Genomic DNA, 17,522 nt, shown 5'->3' with positions numbered 1-17,522 from the left:
CTGTTCCTGGGTTGCTTGCGGGGCGTCGGCACCGTCTCGCGGCAGTGCCGGCACCCCGCAAACAGCTACTTGGTCTTCTTGATTGCTGCTTCTTCGGCGGTCAGTACTTCCTGCAGCTTGGCCGCAGTCCAGTCCGCCTTGAACTGAAGGTTTCCGTCGTTGAGCTTGGTCACCGAAGCTTCAACTTCAGGGGAGTGGTACGCCTCCACGATCTTCTTCCAAGTGGGATCGTCCTTGCGGTCAGCCTTCACCACGAAGCCGTTGATGTACGGAGCCAGGGACTCCGAGTTCAGGTCTTCCTTGAAGATGATCTTCTCGTCGCCGAGGCCGCCCTTCTGCGCCTGCGTGTTGTTCACGACGGCGGCATCGGTGGTTCCCTTGAGCGCGTTCACCGTCTGGTTGCTGTCCACGGGCACCACCTTGATCTTGCTGGAGGTGATCTCCGCAGGAGTGGACAGCGAGTTGCCGCCATCCTTGAGCTGGAGGAGCCCGGCGGTCTGCAGGTTCAGCAGGGCACGCGCCTGGTTGGTGGGGTTGTTGGGAATGGCAACCTCGGCATCGGCCGGGAGCTCGCTGACGGACTTGAACTTCTCCGAATACAGCGCCAGCGGGTACACGGCCGTCGCTCCGACCGGAACCAACGTGCCGTTGCTGTTGACGTTGAACTGGGACAAGTACTTCAGGTGCTGGAACAGATTGATGTCCACCTGGCCCTGCTGTGTTGCCGTGTTGATCTGAGCGCCGTCGGTGAAGTTCTTGACCTCAAGGTCAATGCCCTGGTCCTTGAGCTTGTTCTTCAGGAGGGTCCAGTGCTCCTCGGCGCCGTCGTCCACACCGATGACCACCTTGGTGTTCGCGGAGGTCGAAGAGCCTCCCGCAGCACCTCCGCAAGCTGAGAGCGATAGGGCGGCGACCAGGCCGACGGCGGCAACTAACAGGCGGTTCTTCATGATGCTTCTCCGTACAAAGGATATTGATGCGAATGGAAGGTACGGGGTGTTCCCCCGCCTCACGCTAGGCATTCCCGGCGGTGGGCAACGAACCACCCCGCAACACTCCGACGCGCATCGTCAAGGAACGAAACCGCAGGTCACAGGGGGTCACTGGGTTCGATCTGAGAGCTGACACGCTGTTGGAATGGGGACCCAAACAACCCCGAAGGAGGCTCCGGTGAGCGCGATCGTTTCCCTGCGCGGAGTCAGCAAACTGTTCCCGGTCCAAGGAAGCAAACGCAGCCAACGCACCGAACCAGTGCGGGCCGTTGATGACGTCACCCTGGACATCGAGGAGGGGACAGTCGTGGGCATCGTCGGGTACTCAGGTGCCGGAAAGTCCACCTTGGTGCGTCTGCTCAACGGCTTGGAACGCCCCACTGAAGGACAGGTGTTCGTCAAGGGACAGGACATCTCCTCACTTCCGGAAGGCCAGCTGCGCAAAGTCCGCGCCGGGATTGGCATGATCTTCCAGCAGTTCAATCTCCTGAAGTCCCGCACCGTGTCCGGGAACGTGGCCTATCCGTTGAAGGTGGCCGGTTGGCCCAAGGACAAGATCAAGTCCCGTGTTGAGGAATTGCTTGAGTTCGTTGGAATCGCGGACAAGGCCCGCTCCTACCCGCGGCGACTTTCGGGCGGGCAGCAGCAACGTGTGGGCATTGCCCGTGCGCTGGCGAACGCGCCGGACATCCTGCTCGCAGACGAAGCCACCAGCGCACTGGATCCCGAAACCACCCGCGACGTCCTCCGCCTGCTCCGGCGCATTAATAGGGAACTAGGTACCACCGTTGTGGTGATCACCCACGAAATGCATGTGGTCCGCGAAATCTGCGACACCGTGGTGATGATGGAATCGGGCCGCGTGGTGGAAACCGGGCCCACCTACACTGTGTTCGCCGACCCCCAAAGCGACTCCACCCGGCGGTTCGTCTCCACGGCCGTGCACGGCACACCCGGTCCGGATACCGTCACCCGTCTCTCCGCGGCGCATCCAGGGCTGCTGGTTTCGGTGGGCATCTCCGAAGCCGCACCCACGCCTTTGGTCGCAGCGACCTTTGAGCGGCATGGTGTGGGATCCAGCGTGGTCTTCGGCGGCGTCACCGAGATCCAGAACAAGATCCTGGGCACGCTCACCTACGAGCTCACGGGCAGCGACGCCGCGATTGACGCTGCGCTCGCCGACTTAGGTGAGGTCACCGCCGTCGAACGCCAAACGGCCGCCGTCGAGCAACAGACCGCACCCGTCGATAGTGCCGTTCCGCACCTTCCAGCCCCCGTCCCCGCGAACGCCGGAGAATAGCCATGACCGACTGGACAACCCTCCTGCCCGTCCTGGGCGAATCCTTCCAACAGACCATCTACATGGTGGTCATCACCGTGCTGATCAGCGGCTTGGCGGGGCTGGCTCTGGGTGTCACTCTCTACGCCACCAGGCCGGGAAACCTGTTCGCCAACAGGGCCGTGTTCTCCTTCCTGAACTTCCTGGTCAACATCATCCGGCCCATCCCGTTCATCATCTTCATCACGGCCATCGCGCCGCTGACGCTGATCATCATGGGGACGACCATCGGCACCACTGCGGCGATCCTGCCCATGGCTCTGATGGCGGGCGTCGTGATTGGCCGCGTGGTGGAACAGAACCTGGTGGCGTCCGATCCCGGCGTGGTGGAAGCCGCCCGGGCCGTGGGCGACAGCCGGTTGCACATCCTCTGGGCCGTGGTGATTCCCGAGTCGCTCGCACCACTCATCCTGGGCTACACGTTCATGATCATCGCGATCGTGGACATGTCCGCCATGGCCGGGTACATCGGCGGCGGAGGGCTGGGCAATTTCGCCATCATGTACGGCTACCAGCAGTTCAACTGGGAAGTCACGCTGGTGACCGTCCTGATCATCATCGTCATGGTGCAGGCCGCTCAGTTGCTGGGCAACTTCCTGGCCCAGCGCATTCTTCGCCGCTAAAGTCTTTTGGAGATTTCTTATGCCTATCGAATTTCTCGGCATGGGCGCCGGCAACGACTCCACGGAGACCTCGCCCGCCACTACGCCCTTCTTCGACCCTGAGTACGCGGCTCGCATTGCGCGGATCCACGAGGACAACAACTGGGACCATGTGTTGTTCGCGTACAACTCCACCACCCAGGATCCCTCCGTTCACGCGGCGTGGGTTGCCGCTCACACTGAACGGATCAAGTTGCGGCTGGCACACCGGCCCAACGTGTCCCATCCGACGTTCGCTGCACGGTCCTTCCTGACGCTGGACCATATCGCCCAAGGCCGACTGACCGTGCACTTCATCACCGGTGGCAGCCAGGCCGACCAAGCCCGAGAGGGCGATTTCCTGGCCAAGGATGCCCGCTATGGGCGGACGCAGGAGTACATGCAGATCGTGCGGCGGGCATGGTCCGGTGATGCGTTCGATTGGGACAGCGAGCATTACCGCTTTGAAAACTTTGCCTCCGGTTTGGGGCCCTTTGCCGGAAAGCGTCCGGGGATTTCCTTTGGCGGATCCTCGGAAGCGGCGTGGTCTGTAGGGGCAGCCGAAGCGGATATCTATGCGCTCTTCGGCGAGCCGCTGCTCGACGCGGCTTCGCAGCAGGAGCAGATCCTCGCACGGGCCGCCGCGCTCGGGCGGACCGAGCCGTTGCGCTGGCAGATCGCGTTCCGGCCCATCGTTGCAGCCACTGATGAGCTGGCGTGGGAGAAGGCGCACGCCATTCTTGCAACGTTTGAGGCCCGACGGTCTGCCGGCGAGGTGATTGATCCTGTGCGCCATTATGCGGTCAAGGCCGAAGCGGCGGGCACCCAACGGCTGCTCGCGGCGGCTGAGCGTGGCGATCTACACGACCGTGCCTTGTGGACTGCCCTCGCCAAGGCTGCCGGTGGTGGAGGAGGAAGCGCGACGGCGTTGGTTGGCAGCTACGACACCGTCACTCAGGCGATCCTGGACTACCACGAGCTCGGATTCGAGATCTTCGGCCTCCGCGGGTACGACTTCGTCCCGGATGCCCTGGAATTTGGTCAGCACGTCATTCCGCAGTTGAAGCAGGAAGTGGTGCATCGGGAGAAGGGTCGGAGTGCCGACGAACTCCGGGCCAGCCAAGCCGCCGCCCGGCTCCGCCTCCTCCAACCCTGACCCTCTCTCACGTCCCACCCGCCTTTTGGTGACCCTCTCTCAGGTCCCACCGCTTTTTCGGCGACCCTCTCTCACGAGTGCCGTTATCGGTGGATTTGGGCATCCCGTGATTTCTTCGAAAAGGGAATTCGGTTCTTACCCGGCAATTCCGATCCGCCGCCGGTCAGGCGCTACCGGTGCTCCCGCCAAGCACGTCGATGTGGGGGGGGGGAGGGTTGGTGGTTTGGGGGTGGGATGTGGGGGGAGGGTTGGTGGTTTGGGGGTGGGATGTGGGGGAGGGTTGGTGGTTTGGGGGTGGGATGTGGGTGAGGGTTGGTGGTCTTGGGGTGGGATGTGGGTGAGGGTTGGTGGTTTGGGGGTGGGATGTGGGAGAGCGCTGGTGGTCAGGGGAGGGTTGCTGCGATGCGGCCGTCTACCAGAACCGCGATGACCTCCCGGTCCGCACGGGTTCCCGCCTCTGGCACCCCTTCGCCCAGGGCTCCTGCCTCCGGCGCCCCCTTGCCCAGGGCAGCGCATATCGGCACACCGGCAGCTACCGTACGGTACGGGATGCCCGCTGAAACTGCCGGCGCGTCAGGCTCGACGACACCCAGTGATCGCAGTGTCACCACTCCCACCACTTCGCGCGGGTGCACGGTCCCGTAACTCTCACCCCGGTCGAGGACAAGGAACACCGGTTCGTCGAGGCCAGCTTCCCGGGTGTGAAGTTCGACGGCGGCCTCCGCCACAGTCAGGCCGCTCGCCAACAGCTGCACTCCGGCAGGCGCACTGGTGAGCAGCGAACGGACGGTTCCTTCCGGCGTCGTGGGTTCCAGGAAGCCGAGCGAGGTGAGCCAGTCGTCGTCGAAATAGGTGGAGAGGTAGTTCCTGCCGGAGTCGGGGAGGACCACCACGATGGTGTGCTCCTCGTCCAGGGTTTCCGCGAGGGTCAAGGCTGCAGACAAGGCGGTCCCGCCGGTGGCACCGATGAGCAATCCTTCCTGGCGGGCAGCACGGCGGGCGGTGAAGATGGCGTCGCGGTCACTGACGCTGATGTATTTGTCCACCAGCGTGGTGTCGAAGGCTTCCGGCCAGACGTCTTCCTCCGAAGCCGGGTGCAGCGGGTGCCCGGCGCCTTCGGTGTATTTCAGCGAACCGTTGCCGCCTCCATAGCGGGAGTGTTGGGGGTCCGCGGCAATGACCTGCACGGACCCGTCGCTGGCTTGCTTGAGGAACCGGCCGGTCCCGGAGATGGTGCCGCCGGTCCCGACGCTGGCCACGAAGTGGGTCACGGCACCGGCAGTGTCGGCCCAGATCTCCGGGCCGGTACCTTCCCAGTGCGCCGCAGGGTTGGCCGGGTTGTCGTACTGCAATGCGAGCCAGGCTCCGGCAGTAGCGGCCGCGAAGGCTGCAGCCCGGTTGGCCAGATGACCGGGGTCGGACCGTGGCACGAAGTCGGCCACCAAATGAACCTCCGCACCGAAGGCCCGCAACAACCGCACTTTCTCGGCAGCAGTGGCGGCAGGTGCGAAGATCACCGAACGGTAGCCCAGTTGCGCGGCCACCACGCTGAGACCGATCCCCGTGTTGCCGCTGGTGCCCTCCACGATGGTGCCTCCGGGCTCCAACAGGCCGGCGCGTTCGGCGGCCCGGATCATGGAGAGGGCGGCCCGGTCCTTCACACTGCCGCCAATGTTTTGGAACTCGAGTTTCGCGTAGATGCGGGGCCGGACGTTTTCACCGAGCCGCTTCAGTCGAAGCAGGGGAGTGCCGCCGATGGCATCGAGGACTGATTCATACACGGTCATGCGGCCCACGCTAGGACGCGGCAAGCACCGCACAAAATGCGTTTCCCACCACGTCCTTTCGTGTGCTGAAACGTCGGCGGACAAGAGCCCAGTGAGTCACATCGAGTCACCATCTGTAACCCGGATTAACGCCCCTTAACCGGGTGTCTCGCGATGCCCAAAGCCAGCAAGAACACCCCTAGAGTCCCAATCATGGGCCATGGAATTCACGCTAAACGTTCCGCCCTGTGGCTTTGCCTGGGCGCAGGTTTCATCACGCTGCTGGACCAGTCAATGTTCGTCCTGGCAGTTCCGGCCATGTCCGCAGCCCTGCATGCCGATTCCGGATCCGTGCAGTGGATCCTGGCGAGCTACTCATTGGCTTTTGGCGTAGCCCTGGTTCCGGCGGGCAGGCTCGGTGACATCGTGGGCAGGCGCACGCTGTTCATCACGGGCATCGCCGTCTTCGGAGCCTCGAGCCTGTTGGGTGGACTGGCCACGGACCCGTCCATGGTCATCATCGCCCGGCTCCTCCAGGGACTCGGCGCCGGGACCTTGAATCCACAGGTCCTCGGTCTCCTGCAGGACATCTACACCGGCCACGAACGCGCCAAAGCGCTCGGCGCCTACGCTGCCGCCGGCGGTTCCGCTGCCGTCTGCGGTCCACTGATTGGCGGACTCGTCCTGTCGCTCGGCGACCCGTCCATAGCTTGGCGGATCCTGTTCCTGGCCAACGTTCCTTTGGTGTTGATCCTGGTGCCACTTGCCTTCCGGTTGCTCCCACGGCCCAACGGCGAACACCGCGGAAACGGCAGACCCTCCATCGATGTGCCGGGCGCCCTGTTGCTCGGCGGGGTGGTGATCGCATCGCTCATCCCCACGATCTACGGCGCGGGCATTATTGCTGTGACGTCCCTGGCGGTCGGCGCGGGGGCGCTCCTGGCCTTTGCCGGCTGGGAAATCCTCTATCACCGGCGCGGCCGGACGCCTTTATTGAGCGCTTCCCTGGTGAAATCAAGGGGCTATGCCTTGGGTACAGTGGTTGCGCTCTGCCAGTTCGGGGTGGGCGCCGGGATGGCCGCCGTGACGGCCTTCTATTTTCTCTCCGGAACCGGGATGGCGCCTTTGGCCGCTGCAGCGATCCTCGCCCCACAGGCCGCGGGCATGCTGTTGGCGTCCAGCTTCAGTTGGCGCTTCGTGGCCCGATACGGTCGCGCCGGGATCGTCTACGCGCTGGCAGGCAGCCTGGCCTGCCTGATTGCCAAGGACCTCTTCGTGCAGGGGCTCGACGGCGGGACAGCGGCACTCGCCGTGGCCGCCGTCGGGCTTCTCCAAGGTGTGGCGACCGGCCTGGTGGTGGCGCCAAACCAGACACTCACCCTCGCCCATGCGCCCGCAGGGGCCGCCGGGGTGGCAGCAGGTTTCTACCAGCTCAGCCAACGTTTCGCGGCCGCACTGTGCTCAGCCGCGGCGGCAGGAATGTTCCTTCAAGCCCACGGAGCGGCCACCGGCCAAGCCTCCAAGGAAGCCTTCCACCAAGGCATCGTGATGTGCTGCGTCCTGCTGGGAGTTGCGTTGGTGGCCGGCGGACTCGACTGGCTGCGCGAGGCGCGGCACCAGCGAAACGCAACGGCCGCCGTCGTGACTTCCGGAAAGGAAGGCGCGACGACGGCAGCGGAACCAAAAGCGGCGGGCGCGCTTGAGCAGAGCCCGACGGCGGCCCGGACTCAGCGCTCGGAAGCCACCGAATCGGTGGACGCCTGAGTCGCTTCGACGCTCGGGGTCGTCGGCCCGGTAGTGGGGACGCCGGCGTCGCGGAGGGCCGGGAAGCCGCCATCCACGTGGACCGCGTTGGCGTAGCCCAGGACGTGGAGCTTTTGGGCGACGGGACGTGAGCCGTTCTCTGAACCGCAGAACACCACGATCTTCTGGTCAGTGCCCCCGACCTCGGCCAAACGGTGGGCGGATTCCGGGCTGAAGTCTTCCTCCACATGTTCGCGGTTCACGACCACCGCGCCCGGGACTGCGCCGGTGCTGGCGCGGCCCCCTTCGCTGCGCACATCGATCAGCAGGGCGCCTTCTTCGATGAGCTTGGCCGCTTCTTCGGCGGTGATCAGTTGTGTGTCTTCCTGGACTGCATCTTCCTGGACTGCGGTTTCGATGGACATGGTGCTCCTTTGTAGGTGGTGGGTGGAAATCGAAAAACCTAGAGACCCCAGGCCTCGGCGAGCAACTGGTAGGAGGTCTCGCGGTCGGCGGGGTGGTACGCGATGGTGGTGATAAGGAGCTCCTGGGCCCCCGTGGCTCGTTGCAATGTCCGCAACTTTTCACTGACCTGGTGGGGGTCTCCGACGAACCTTGTGTCCAGCCGGTCTTTGATGAGGTCCTCGGCTTCGGCATCCAACCGGAGCTCAAGGGCATCTTCCGGGGACGGGTAGGGAATGGCTCCGTGGCCGCTGCGGATCCCGTGGACCCATTGCGCGTACCCTCGGGAAAGCCGCTGCGCACGGTGCTCGTCGGGCGCTACCAGGACGTCGGCCGAAACGATCACGTGGGGTTCAGCCAATGCTGCGGAGGGCTTGAAGTGTGCCCGATATTCGGCCACGGAATCCAGCACGTTGGCCGGTGCCACGTGGTAGTTGGCCCCGAACGGAAGCCCGAGCTTGCCGGCGAGCCTTGCGCTGGGTCCGGCGGTGGAGCCGTGGATCCAGAACTGGGGCGACTGGCCCAGGGCAGGGGTTGCCGTGACTTCCTCACCGTGCCTGGTGCGGTATTCGCCCGTGAAGAAGCCGATGATGTCCTGAACGTCGTCTTCGAAGTTTTCAGTGTCACCAGGGAAGCGGCCAAGGAGCTCGCCCTGCAAACGGAACTTCCGCGGAAGCACTGCCCCGAAAATCGGACGCGGCGCCGGAACCAGCAGGCCGTCAACCACTCGGACAGCTGGATCCGCTTCCGGGATGCTGCCTGCCGCGGCCACGAATCCGGGCGCAGGTTCGCCGGGTGATTTGGGCGGGCCGGAGCGTCCGAAGCCCAGGTCCAGTCTGTCAGGGAACACTGCCGCGAGTGTTCCGATGCTTTCAGCGATCTGGAGCGCGCGATAGTTTCCCAGCAGCGTGGCGGCCGTGCCCACCCGGATCGTCTTGGTAGCGGAGGCCACCAGCCCGGCAAGGATATGCGGGGCTGAACCAGCAACACCGGTATTGAGGTGGTGTTCTGCGAGCCAGTAGCGGGAGTAGCCGGAGGCCTCGGCGGAAGCGGCAAGGGCCAGGGTGCTGCGCAATGCGTCACCGGGGGTTTGCCCGGCCGACACAGGGCTGAGGTCGAGGACGGACAAGGGGGTAACGGAGGGCTTCGGCATGGCACGACACTACGGAGGGCCGACGCGCCGCCAAAGCCGATCCGTCACCCCGCTCAACCCTGCTAAATCTGAGGAAATTCTGCGAAACGGACCGTCATACGTGCTCTTTGGCGGGGCGAAGATGACGATTTTCGCCGCCGCTTGACGCGCCATTTCCCGCGTTGACGCCCCGAGTCCAGCGGTTTGTACATTCCTTGGAGCCGCTCCTACATTCGACTCATAGGTCAAGAGTCAGCACGCCAAGGACCGGCTCGTGCTGCGGCAACCCTCAGGCATTAATGGCGGGGTGCTCCGGAAACAGACCTGGCCGCAATTGCGGCAAGTGAATGTCGTCCCGGCCGCTGAGCGGCGTAAAGAAAGAGATCACCATGCCTTCTAAACCCGAATTCCGTTCCCGAGTGGTTGCCGTGGAGCTCGACGGCGATGGAGCCCACCCGGCCGCATGGCGCAGGGCACAGCACGAGCCGCAGGCACTATTGGGGGGCCAGCGGATTCGTGAAACTGTTCAGGCTGCCGATATCGCGGGTTTCCACGTGGCAACGTTCCGGGACACCCGCGTGGTGGACCCCGGAAGCACCGGAATCGCGGGCCGGATCGATGCGATCCAGCGTGCGGCCTTCGCAGCACCCATCACCCGATCCATCGGGCTGGTCCCCGAGGCCGGCACGCTCTTCGCTGAGCCGTTTCATGTGGCAACCCAGTTGGCCAGCCTTGACTACTCCTCCCTGGGCAGGGCGGGGTGGTTGGTCAACGCGGAGAACCTCCAAGAGGAAGCCCGGGCAGTGGGTCGCACACCGTTGCCGGAAGGCGATGCGGCCTATGAAGCCGCGGACGTTGTCCAAGCCGGCCGTCTGCTCTGGGACTCGTGGGAAGACGACGCCGTGATCCGTGACGTCTCAACCGGCCGGTACCTGGACCGGAACAAGTTGCACTACGCGGACTTCGAGGGCGAACGCTTCTCCGTCAAGGGCCCGTCCATCATCCCGCGCCCCCTCCAAGGCCAACTGGTGGTGTTCGCGCCCGCTGAACTGATTCCCGCCGTCGAGGCCGACGTTGCCCTGGTATCCGCGGACACAGCGGACGCCCTTCCGGCAGCGGCCCAAGCCGCGGCCGCCGCCGGAGCACCACGGACCCTGGTGGAACTGGACGTCATCCTCGATTCACGGGGACAAACCGCCGAGGACCGTCTGGCTGAGCTGGACTCCTACCAAGAGTGGACAGGCGGCGCGCGTTACGTCGGGGCAGCCGAGGGATTGGTGGAGCTTCTCACCACCCTGTTCGCAGCAGCCGACGGCGTCCGCCTCAGGCCTGCCGTCCTGGACATTGACCTTCCCGAACTGGCCAACAACGTCCTGCCGGAGCTGCACCGCACCGGGCTGGTGGTACCGCCGGTCCCGGGAGGAACGTTGCGCGACACCTTCGGCCTGACCCGCCCTGCCAACCGTTTCGCCGCGGCCTGACCGACGCCCGCTACAAGAGCCCACGGCCATCAGCCAGCTACCAAGAGAGCAGAACCATGACCAACCATCACCGCATCGCAGGCAACGGCCAGATCCAATTCGGCGTCTTCTTCCAAGGCGTCAACCACACCACCATTTGGAAGGACGCGCAGAGCGGCTCGCAAACGGACTTTGAGTCCTTCCGCCGGGTAGCCCAAACCGCGGAGCGGGGCCTCTTCACGGCCTTCTTCCTGGGCGAAGGACTCCGCCTCCGGGAACACCTTGGGAAGATCCACGACCTCGACGTCGTCGGCCGTCCCGACGCCCAGACCGCCCTCGCCGCGCTCGCATCCATCACCACGAACATCGGCCTGGTGGCAACGCAGAACACTACGTATAACGATCCCGCGGACCTTGCCCACCGGCTGGCCAGCCTGGACCTTCTCTCCGGCGGCCGCGCAGCGTGGAACATCGTCACCACGGACAACGCCTGGACCGGTGCCAACTTCAGGCGCGGCGGGTTCCTCAAGCACGAGGACCGCTACATCCGGGCAGAAGCGTTCGTCCAGACAGCAAAGGCGATTTGGGATTCCTGGGCCGACGGCGCAATCGCCGGGTCCCGGAATGATGCCCGCTGGCTCCGCGAGGACGCCATCAGTACGGTGAAGCGCCACGACCAGAGCTTCGACGTCGAAATCACCGGCCGCCTGCCCCGCTCCAGCCAGCAGCACCCCGTTCTGTTCCAGGCCGGCGACTCCCCGGATGGCCGCGACTTTGCTGTCCGGAATGCCGACGTGATCTTCTCGGCGCACCCTGAACTGGAGGACGCCAAGAAGTTCCGCGAGGACATTGTTGCCCGCACGCTCAAGGCCGGCCGCCCCGCGGACGACGTGAAGATCTTCCCGGGCCAGGAGTTCATCCTCGGTGCCACCGCGGCAGAGGCGGAGGAGAAGCACCAGTGGGTCCGCTCGCTGCAGGTGGGTCCGGAGACTGCCATCGCGTACCTCGAGCAGTTCTGGGGGCGAACCCTTAGCGAGTATGACCCCGATGGTCCCTTGCCGGACATCGATCCGATCGTGGACGTCACCAACCCCACCCGCGGCAACGCGTTCCACGGCAAGAGCGCCAAGGACCTGGCAGCCCAGTGGCGGGAGGAAGCCAAGGACAAAGGACAGTCGATCCGGCAGTTCGTGGCTGCCCGGTCCCGCCTCAACGGCCGCGGCCTGGTGGGTTCCTACGACGACATCGCGGACAAACTCGCCGAATACGCCAGCGCAGGCGCGGTTGACGGCTTCAATATCACCCCGTGGATCGTGCCGGGCGGCCTGGACGACATCGTCAACGAACTCGTTCCCCGCCTGCAGGAACGCGGCGTTTACCGCACCGAATACCAAGGTTCAAACCTCCGGGAAAACCTCGGGCTCCGCGCCCCGTTGACCCGCCGCGGGTCACTCAGCGGATCACTCACCAGCACCCAACTGAACGAAAGCGAAGCAGTCGCATGAGCATCCCCAACCAAAACGCAGCGGGCAAGCTGCGGAAACCTGGCGCCGTCGTCGCCGTCCTGGGAGCCGTTGCGCTCCTCGCCTCAGCGTGCGCTGGAGGGGCCGACGCCGGAACCGGGCAAAGTGCCGACGCCTCGCCGGTATCCGGTGGGAACCTGAATTTCGCCGTGTCCGTGGACCGCGGCTGCATTGACCCGCAGCAGGTGGGCAACAACGATGCGATCGCGATTGCCCGGCAGACCGTGGCATCGCTGACTTCGCAGGATCCGAAGACCGGCGAGATCGTGCCGTGGCTGGCGGAGAAGTTCGAAACCAATGCCAACGCCACCAGCTTCACGTTCACCCTGCGCAGCGGCGCCACGTTCGCGGACGGAACGGGGATTGACGCTCAATCCGTGAAGACCAACTTCGAGGCCATCAAGGCACTGGGAGCCAAGGCCACACTGGGTTCGACATACCTGAGCGATGTCAGCGCCATTACGGTGAAGGACCCGCGGACCGTGGTGGTGGACTTCTCCAAGCCGAACGCCCAGTTCCTCCAGGCAACGTCCACGTTCACGCTTGGCTTGCTCTCGCCGGCTTCGGCAAAGTTGTCCGAGGCAGACCGTTGCGCGGGGAAGTTCTCCGGTTCCGGCCCTTTCAGCGTGAAGAGCTACACCGTGGACAAGGAAGCCGTCCTTGAGCGCCGTGCCGGGTACAACTGGCCGTCCGCCACCAACTCGAACAAGGGCGAGGCCTACTTGGACACGGTGACGTTCAAGATCATTCCGGAAGCAGGCAACCGCACCGGTAGCCTGCAGTCCGGCCAGATCGACGCGACGGCAGCCATCTCCGCTGCCGACATCACCCTGTTCAACGGCAACGGGTTCTGGAACGAAACACGCGCCAACCCGGGCGTCGTCTACAACCTCTACTCCAACGAGGCCAACCCCAAGCTGAAGGACCCCGCTGTCCGGCAGGCCATTTCCAAGGCGATCAACCGTGAGGAAATCACCAAGACCCTGCTGACGGAAGCGGACCAGCCGGCCAAGGGCGTCCTCTCCCACACCACGCCGTACTACAAGGATTTCAGCTCGCTGCTCGCCCATGACCCCGATGGCGCCAAGAAGCTCCTGGACGATGCTGGCTGGAAGGCCGGCGCGGACGGGATCCGTGAAAAGAACGGCGAGAAGCTCTCCTTCAAGGTCACCTACTGGCAGTCACCCAAGGAAGTCCTGGAACTGGTGCAGCAGCAGCTGAAGACCATTGGCGTGGACCTGCAGCTCAAGTTCACCACCATCGCGGACGTCACTGCGGCGCAGGCTGACAAGACCTACGACTTCTCCTACGGCAACCTGACCCGAAGCGACCCGGACGTCCTGCGCACCGTGTTCGCCTCCACCACTGCCCGTGGCGGAAGCAACCTGCGCGAGAAGCTCTCCGTGGACGACGTCCTGGGCGACCAGGCCGCGGCACTGGACAAGGACGCACGCCAGAAGCTGGTGGACGAAGCTCAGGAAGCCCTCATCAAGGACGCCCATTCCATCCCGTTGTATGAGCTGTCCACCACCATCTCGGCCAGCGAGAAGGTCAAGGGATTGAAGTTCGAGGCCTCCAGCCGCCTGGACTTCTACGACGCCTGGTTGAGCAAGTAAAACCATGATCCGCTACATCGGCCAACGGTTGCTGCAGGGCGCATTCGTACTCTGGGCCGCCTACACAGCGTCGTTCCTGATCTTGTATTTGCTGCCCGGCGACGCCGTAAGCATCATGGCCAGCGGGGATGAGCAGAACGCGGTGGATCCGGCACTCGTGGAGAAACTGCGGGCTGAGTATGGCTTGGACAGGCCCATCCACGAGCAATACTTCGTGGCCCTGTTCAAAGCACTCCAGCTGGACTTCGGGCTGTCCATCAAGAACGGCGTCCCGGCAACCCAGACCGTGGCCGAAGTCCTGCCGGAAACCATCAAGTTGGCAGTAGCGGGATTCGCCTTGGCGGTTCTCCTGGGCAGTGCCCTGGCAGTGGTTGGGGCGGTCAGCCGCAACCACTGGATCCGCCAGGCTTTCTCTTCCCTGCCGCCCTTGGGGATCGCGGTGCCGACCTTTTGGATCGGGCTGCTGTTGCTGCAGTTCTTCTCGTTCAGGCTGCGCTTGTTCCCCGCGATAGGGAACGACGGCGGCCAGAGCCTCGTGCTTCCGGCCTTGACTCTGGCGATCCCCACCTCAGCGGTGATCGCGCAGCTGCTCACCCGCAGCCTGCGCCAAACGCTGGGCGAGCCGTATATCGAACAGATCCGGGCCAAGGGTGCCAGCGAAGCGCTGATCAACTTTGGCCACGCCCTCCGGAATGCGGCCATCCCCACCCTGACCATGCTCGGCATCCTGGTGGGCAACCTGCTGGCAGGGGCGGTGGTGAGCGAGACGGTGTTCTCCCGGGCGGGCATCGGCCGGCTCACGGTGACAGCAGTGAACAGCCGGGACATTCCCGTGGTGCAGACGTTGGTGGTGCTGGCCGCGGCCATCTTCGTGATCACCAGCTTGATTGTCGACCTGATCTATCCGCTCGTGGACCCGCGCATCAACACCGCCCGGGTCAAGGCCTAGGAGGGCCATCATGACGCAGCAACTCGTGAGGCAGACGCAGCCTACCGCTGAAGACTCCGCACCGGGGGAGCCACCCACCGATCCCGTGGTGGAGGCGGTTTCGCCTGTCTCCGGAAGTCCGGTTTCTGTCCGCCGGGCCGCAGCGGCGGGCTTCTTGCGGAAGCCCGGGCTGGTCCTTTCCGTCCTGGTGGTGGTGCTGGTGATCCTCTGGGCGTTGATCCCTACGGCTTTTACGCAGTGGCCGCCGGACACGGGGGTTCCCACCGACCGGCTTAAACCACCCTCCGCTGAGCATTGGTTCGGGACGGACAGCCTCGGCCGCGATCTGTTTTCCCGCGTGGTCCATGGTTCGGCGACGTCCTTGGCGGCAACCGCCGTGGCGGTCTCAGTGGGACTCGTGGCCGGTTCTGCCCTTGGTCTGTTGGCCGGCTCGCTCAGGGGATGGGTGGATGACGCCATCATGCGCGTCATGGATGTCCTGCTGGCAATCCCAAGTCTCCTCCTTTCCTTGGCCCTCATCACAGTGCTGGGCTTCGGAACCATCAACATCGCCATCGCGGTGGGTGTGGCCAGCGTGGCCAACTTCGCCCGGATCATGCGGGCCGAAGCCCTGCGCGTAGGCACGGCCGTGTACGTCGAGGCCGCACGATCGTCCGGCGTGCGGTGGCACTCCATCTTGCTCCGACATGTCCTCCCCAACGCCGCCGGCCCGGTGCTGGCCCTGTCCGCGTTGGAGTTCGGCATGGCAGTTCTCTCCATCTCGTCCCTGAGCTTCCTCGGCTTCGGTGCTCCGCCCCCGGCCGCCGAGTGGGGTTCACTGGTGGCCGGTGGCCGCGACTACCTGGTGGCCGCGTGGTGGTTGGTGACGTTGCCCGGTGTGGTGATTGCCGCCGTCGTGCTGTCCACCAACCGCATTTCGCACGCATTCCAGGACTCTGAAAGGAACACACGATGAGCCCCTCAACCGAGCCGCTGCTGAAGGTCCAGGACCTGCACGTGGACTATCTGGTCAACGGTTCGCCGCAGGAGGCCGTGTCCGGCGTGAGCTTCGAGGTCCGGGCCGGCGAGGTTGTGGCGATCGTGGGGGAGTCGGGGTCAGGGAAAACCACCACGGCGCATTCCATCATCAACCTGCTGCCTGGCAACGCACGATTCACTTCCGGCAGCGTGACGTTCGACGGAACGGACCTCACCCGGTTGACGCGGAAGGAATGGCAGGGGGTGCGGGGCAAGGAGATCGGGCTCATTCCGCAGGACCCCACGGCGTCCTTGGATCCGTTGCAGCGCGTCGGCGATCAGGTGGCCGAGGCCCTGACCATCCACCGCCTCCAGCCCAAGAAGGTTGCACGGCAGAGCGCCGTGCGCCTCTTGGAGGAGTCCGGAATCCGCGATGCCCCTACCCGCGCGCGCCAATATCCGCACCAGTTTTCCGGGGGCATGCGCCAGCGCGTGCTGATCGCCACGGCGCTGGCCGCACAGCCAAAGCTGGTCATCGCGGACGAACCCACCAGTGCGTTGGACGTCACGGTCCAACGACAGATCCTGGACAATATCGCGGCGTTGACGGCTGAGCGTGGAACGGCCGTCTTGCTCATCACGCACGACCTCGGGGTCGCTGCGGATCGTGCCGACCGGATCATCGTCATGCGGCGGGGCGTCATTGTGGAGGAAGGGTCCACCGCTGACGTGTTGGGCAACCCGCAGCACAGCTACACGCAGCAGCTCATCGCTTCGGCGCCGGGACTCAGCCCGGGGAGGTTGCGTCCGGTTGTCGCAGGTCCGAGGGAGCCTTCGACGGCGGTAGCCGACGTCCCGCTGGTCCGGGCCACGGCGTTGCGGAAGGAGTTCGCCCTTCCCCGCGCCGCTGGCGGCGCGCGCACGCTGACCGCCGTCGACGACGTCTCGCTGGATATCCGCCATGGCGAGACGCTGGCCTTGGTGGGGGAATCCGGTTCGGGGAAAAGCACGGTGGCCCGGTTGCTGTTGCGGCTTGACAAGCCCACTGCAGGTTCGGTGGTGTTCGACGGCGTGGACCTCGCCGGCGTAAAGGGGGAGGGGCTGCGCCAACTCCGGCGCCGTTTCCAAGTGGTGTTCCAGAGTCCCTACGCGTCCTTGGATCCCCGTTTCTCTGTGGAGGACGTCATCGCGGAGCCGCTCCGGGCCTTCTCGGAGGGGACCCCCGCCGGTAGGAAGAGCAGGGTGAAGGAGCTGTTGGAGGAGGTCCAGCTTCCCTCGGATTATGCCGTGCGTCGTCCTGCCGAACTCTCAGGAGGGCAAAGGCAGCGTGTGGCGATTGCCCGTGCCTTGGCGTTGAATCCGGAGCTTGTGGTCCTCGATGAAGCCGTGTCCGCCCTGGACGTTTCCGTGCAGGCTCAGATCCTGGCGCTGCTGGCTGAGCTGCAGGTGCAGGAGTCCTTGAGCTATCTCTTCATCTCGCACGACCTCGCCGTGGTCCAGCAAATCTCGGACCGCGTGGCTGTCATGAAGGCAGGAAAACTGGTGGAGATCGGCGATGCCACGGACGTGCTGGAGAACCCTGTGGAGGAGTACACGCGGCAGCTCATTTCAGCCATTCCGGGACGGGTTCCAGTCCTGGGTTAGCGAATGTGCAAAGTACATTTTCGAACATTTGGCGCCGAAACTTCACAGTCATTTCCCGTCAAAGCCTTGACCGGGTAGTTGAAGCGCTGGTAAACCTTGTTGGCGGAAAGCGTTTTCTCGCATAGATGGACCCCATTCGCTC

At 64.6% G+C, this 17,522-nt stretch carries 14 protein-coding genes and 1 riboswitch; of the genes, 10 read left to right on the top strand and 4 right to left on the bottom strand.

The annotated features are described in order from the left end of the window. Positions 1-65: 65 nt before the first annotated feature. A complete protein-coding gene (locus ACFRJ9_RS02385; RefSeq protein WP_377664022.1) occupies positions 66-950 on the bottom strand; it encodes a MetQ/NlpA family ABC transporter substrate-binding protein in 885 nt (294 codons plus the stop codon). A 220-nt stretch (positions 951-1,170) separates the two neighbouring features. Between ACFRJ9_RS02385 and ACFRJ9_RS02380 the strand changes: the two genes are divergently transcribed. Genes ACFRJ9_RS02380 through ACFRJ9_RS02370 form a run of 3 tightly spaced genes read left to right on the top strand, consistent with a single transcriptional unit; the run spans position 1,171 to position 4,128 of the window. Then, positions 1,171-2,292 carry a methionine ABC transporter ATP-binding protein gene (locus tag ACFRJ9_RS02380; protein WP_377664020.1) on the top strand — a complete coding sequence of 374 codons (1,122 nt, stop codon included), beginning with the start codon at positions 1,171-1,173 and terminating at the stop codon, positions 2,290-2,292. A gap of 2 nt (positions 2,293-2,294) precedes the next feature. Next, positions 2,295-2,954, top strand: a complete 660-nt coding sequence (locus ACFRJ9_RS02375) for a methionine ABC transporter permease (RefSeq protein WP_377664018.1) — start codon at positions 2,295-2,297, stop codon at positions 2,952-2,954. A 19-nt stretch (positions 2,955-2,973) separates the two neighbouring features. Then, a complete protein-coding gene (locus ACFRJ9_RS02370) occupies positions 2,974-4,128 on the top strand; it encodes an LLM class flavin-dependent oxidoreductase (RefSeq protein ID WP_377664016.1) in 1,155 nt (384 codons plus the stop codon). Positions 4,129-4,511: 383 nt separating this feature from the next. On the opposite strand, the gene ACFRJ9_RS02365 is transcribed toward ACFRJ9_RS02370, so the two are convergent. Continuing rightward, positions 4,512-5,915 (bottom strand): PLP-dependent cysteine synthase family protein, encoded by a 1,404-nt coding sequence (locus ACFRJ9_RS02365; RefSeq protein ID WP_377664014.1) that lies wholly within the window; start codon positions 5,913-5,915, stop codon positions 4,512-4,514. 192 nt (positions 5,916-6,107) lie between these two features. Here ACFRJ9_RS02365 and ACFRJ9_RS02360 point away from each other — a divergent pair, with 192 nt between their 5' ends. Continuing rightward, positions 6,108-7,658: an MFS transporter gene (locus ACFRJ9_RS02360; protein ID WP_377664012.1), complete on the top strand. Its 1,551-nt coding sequence runs from the start codon at positions 6,108-6,110 to the stop codon at positions 7,656-7,658. On the opposite strand, the gene ACFRJ9_RS02355 is transcribed toward ACFRJ9_RS02360, so the two are convergent. Both ACFRJ9_RS02355 and ACFRJ9_RS02350 read right to left on the bottom strand, forming a co-directional pair. After that, on the bottom strand, positions 7,622-8,062 hold the full coding sequence (locus ACFRJ9_RS02355) for a rhodanese-like domain-containing protein (RefSeq protein ID WP_377664010.1): 441 nt from the start codon (positions 8,060-8,062) through the stop codon (positions 7,622-7,624). The genes ACFRJ9_RS02360 and ACFRJ9_RS02355 overlap by 37 nt on opposite strands. 38 nt (positions 8,063-8,100) lie before the next feature. Next, positions 8,101-9,252: an LLM class flavin-dependent oxidoreductase gene (locus tag ACFRJ9_RS02350; RefSeq protein ID WP_377664008.1), complete on the bottom strand. Its 1,152-nt coding sequence runs from the start codon at positions 9,250-9,252 to the stop codon at positions 8,101-8,103. Positions 9,253-9,474: 222 nt separating this feature from the next. Beyond that, positions 9,475-9,583: riboswitch (SAM riboswitch) on the top strand. Between the two features lie 37 nt (positions 9,584-9,620). Between ACFRJ9_RS02350 and ACFRJ9_RS02345 the strand changes: the two genes are divergently transcribed. Genes ACFRJ9_RS02345 through ACFRJ9_RS02320 form a run of 6 tightly spaced genes read left to right on the top strand, consistent with a single transcriptional unit; the run spans position 9,621 to position 17,380 of the window. Further along, positions 9,621-10,712: an LLM class flavin-dependent oxidoreductase gene (locus ACFRJ9_RS02345; protein WP_377664006.1), complete on the top strand. Its 1,092-nt coding sequence runs from the start codon at positions 9,621-9,623 to the stop codon at positions 10,710-10,712. A gap of 56 nt (positions 10,713-10,768) precedes the next feature. Next, positions 10,769-12,196 carry an NtaA/DmoA family FMN-dependent monooxygenase gene (locus ACFRJ9_RS02340; RefSeq protein WP_377664004.1) on the top strand — a complete coding sequence of 476 codons (1,428 nt, stop codon included), beginning with the start codon at positions 10,769-10,771 and terminating at the stop codon, positions 12,194-12,196. After that, the gene (locus ACFRJ9_RS02335) at positions 12,193-13,830 is read left to right on the top strand and encodes an ABC transporter substrate-binding protein (protein WP_377664002.1); all 1,638 of its coding nucleotides are present in this window, start codon (positions 12,193-12,195) and stop codon (positions 13,828-13,830) included. Before ACFRJ9_RS02340 ends, ACFRJ9_RS02335 begins: the two co-directional genes overlap by 4 nt. A gap of 4 nt (positions 13,831-13,834) precedes the next feature. Then, a complete protein-coding gene (locus ACFRJ9_RS02330) occupies positions 13,835-14,779 on the top strand; it encodes an ABC transporter permease (protein WP_377664000.1) in 945 nt (314 codons plus the stop codon). A 10-nt stretch (positions 14,780-14,789) separates the two neighbouring features. Next, entirely contained in the window at positions 14,790-15,734 is a 945-nt protein-coding gene (locus tag ACFRJ9_RS02325) for an ABC transporter permease (protein ID WP_377663998.1), read from the top strand. Next, on the top strand, positions 15,731-17,380 hold the full coding sequence (locus ACFRJ9_RS02320; protein ID WP_377663996.1) for a dipeptide ABC transporter ATP-binding protein: 1,650 nt from the start codon (positions 15,731-15,733) through the stop codon (positions 17,378-17,380). The genes ACFRJ9_RS02325 and ACFRJ9_RS02320 overlap by 4 nt, the downstream gene beginning before the upstream one ends. Positions 17,381-17,522: the final 142 nt, after the last annotated feature.

The organism is Paenarthrobacter sp. NPDC056912, assembly GCF_042786555.1.
GTDB lineage: Bacteria > Actinomycetota > Actinomycetes > Actinomycetales > Micrococcaceae > Arthrobacter.
This window is presented reverse-complemented; position numbering and strand designations above follow the sequence as displayed.

Coding starts and splice junctions, on each gene's coding strand:
- ACFRJ9_RS02385 (WP_377664022.1), bottom strand. CDS start 950: ATGAAGAACCGCCTGTTAGTTGCCGCCGTCGGCCTGGTCGCCGCCCTA.
- ACFRJ9_RS02375 (WP_377664018.1), top strand. CDS start 2,295: ATGACCGACTGGACAACCCTCCTGCCCGTCCTGGGCGAATCCTTCCAA.
- ACFRJ9_RS02370 (WP_377664016.1), top strand. CDS start 2,974: ATGCCTATCGAATTTCTCGGCATGGGCGCCGGCAACGACTCCACGGAG.
- ACFRJ9_RS02365 (WP_377664014.1), bottom strand. CDS start 5,915: ATGACCGTGTATGAATCAGTCCTCGATGCCATCGGCGGCACTCCCCTG.
- ACFRJ9_RS02360 (WP_377664012.1), top strand. CDS start 6,108: ATGGGCCATGGAATTCACGCTAAACGTTCCGCCCTGTGGCTTTGCCTG.
- ACFRJ9_RS02355 (WP_377664010.1), bottom strand. CDS start 8,062: ATGTCCATCGAAACCGCAGTCCAGGAAGATGCAGTCCAGGAAGACACA.
- ACFRJ9_RS02350 (WP_377664008.1), bottom strand. CDS start 9,252: ATGCCGAAGCCCTCCGTTACCCCCTTGTCCGTCCTCGACCTCAGCCCT.
- ACFRJ9_RS02345 (WP_377664006.1), top strand. CDS start 9,621: ATGCCTTCTAAACCCGAATTCCGTTCCCGAGTGGTTGCCGTGGAGCTC.
- ACFRJ9_RS02340 (WP_377664004.1), top strand. CDS start 10,769: ATGACCAACCATCACCGCATCGCAGGCAACGGCCAGATCCAATTCGGC.
- ACFRJ9_RS02335 (WP_377664002.1), top strand. CDS start 12,193: ATGAGCATCCCCAACCAAAACGCAGCGGGCAAGCTGCGGAAACCTGGC.
- ACFRJ9_RS02330 (WP_377664000.1), top strand. CDS start 13,835: ATGATCCGCTACATCGGCCAACGGTTGCTGCAGGGCGCATTCGTACTC.
- ACFRJ9_RS02325 (WP_377663998.1), top strand. CDS start 14,790: ATGACGCAGCAACTCGTGAGGCAGACGCAGCCTACCGCTGAAGACTCC.
- ACFRJ9_RS02320 (WP_377663996.1), top strand. CDS start 15,731: ATGAGCCCCTCAACCGAGCCGCTGCTGAAGGTCCAGGACCTGCACGTG.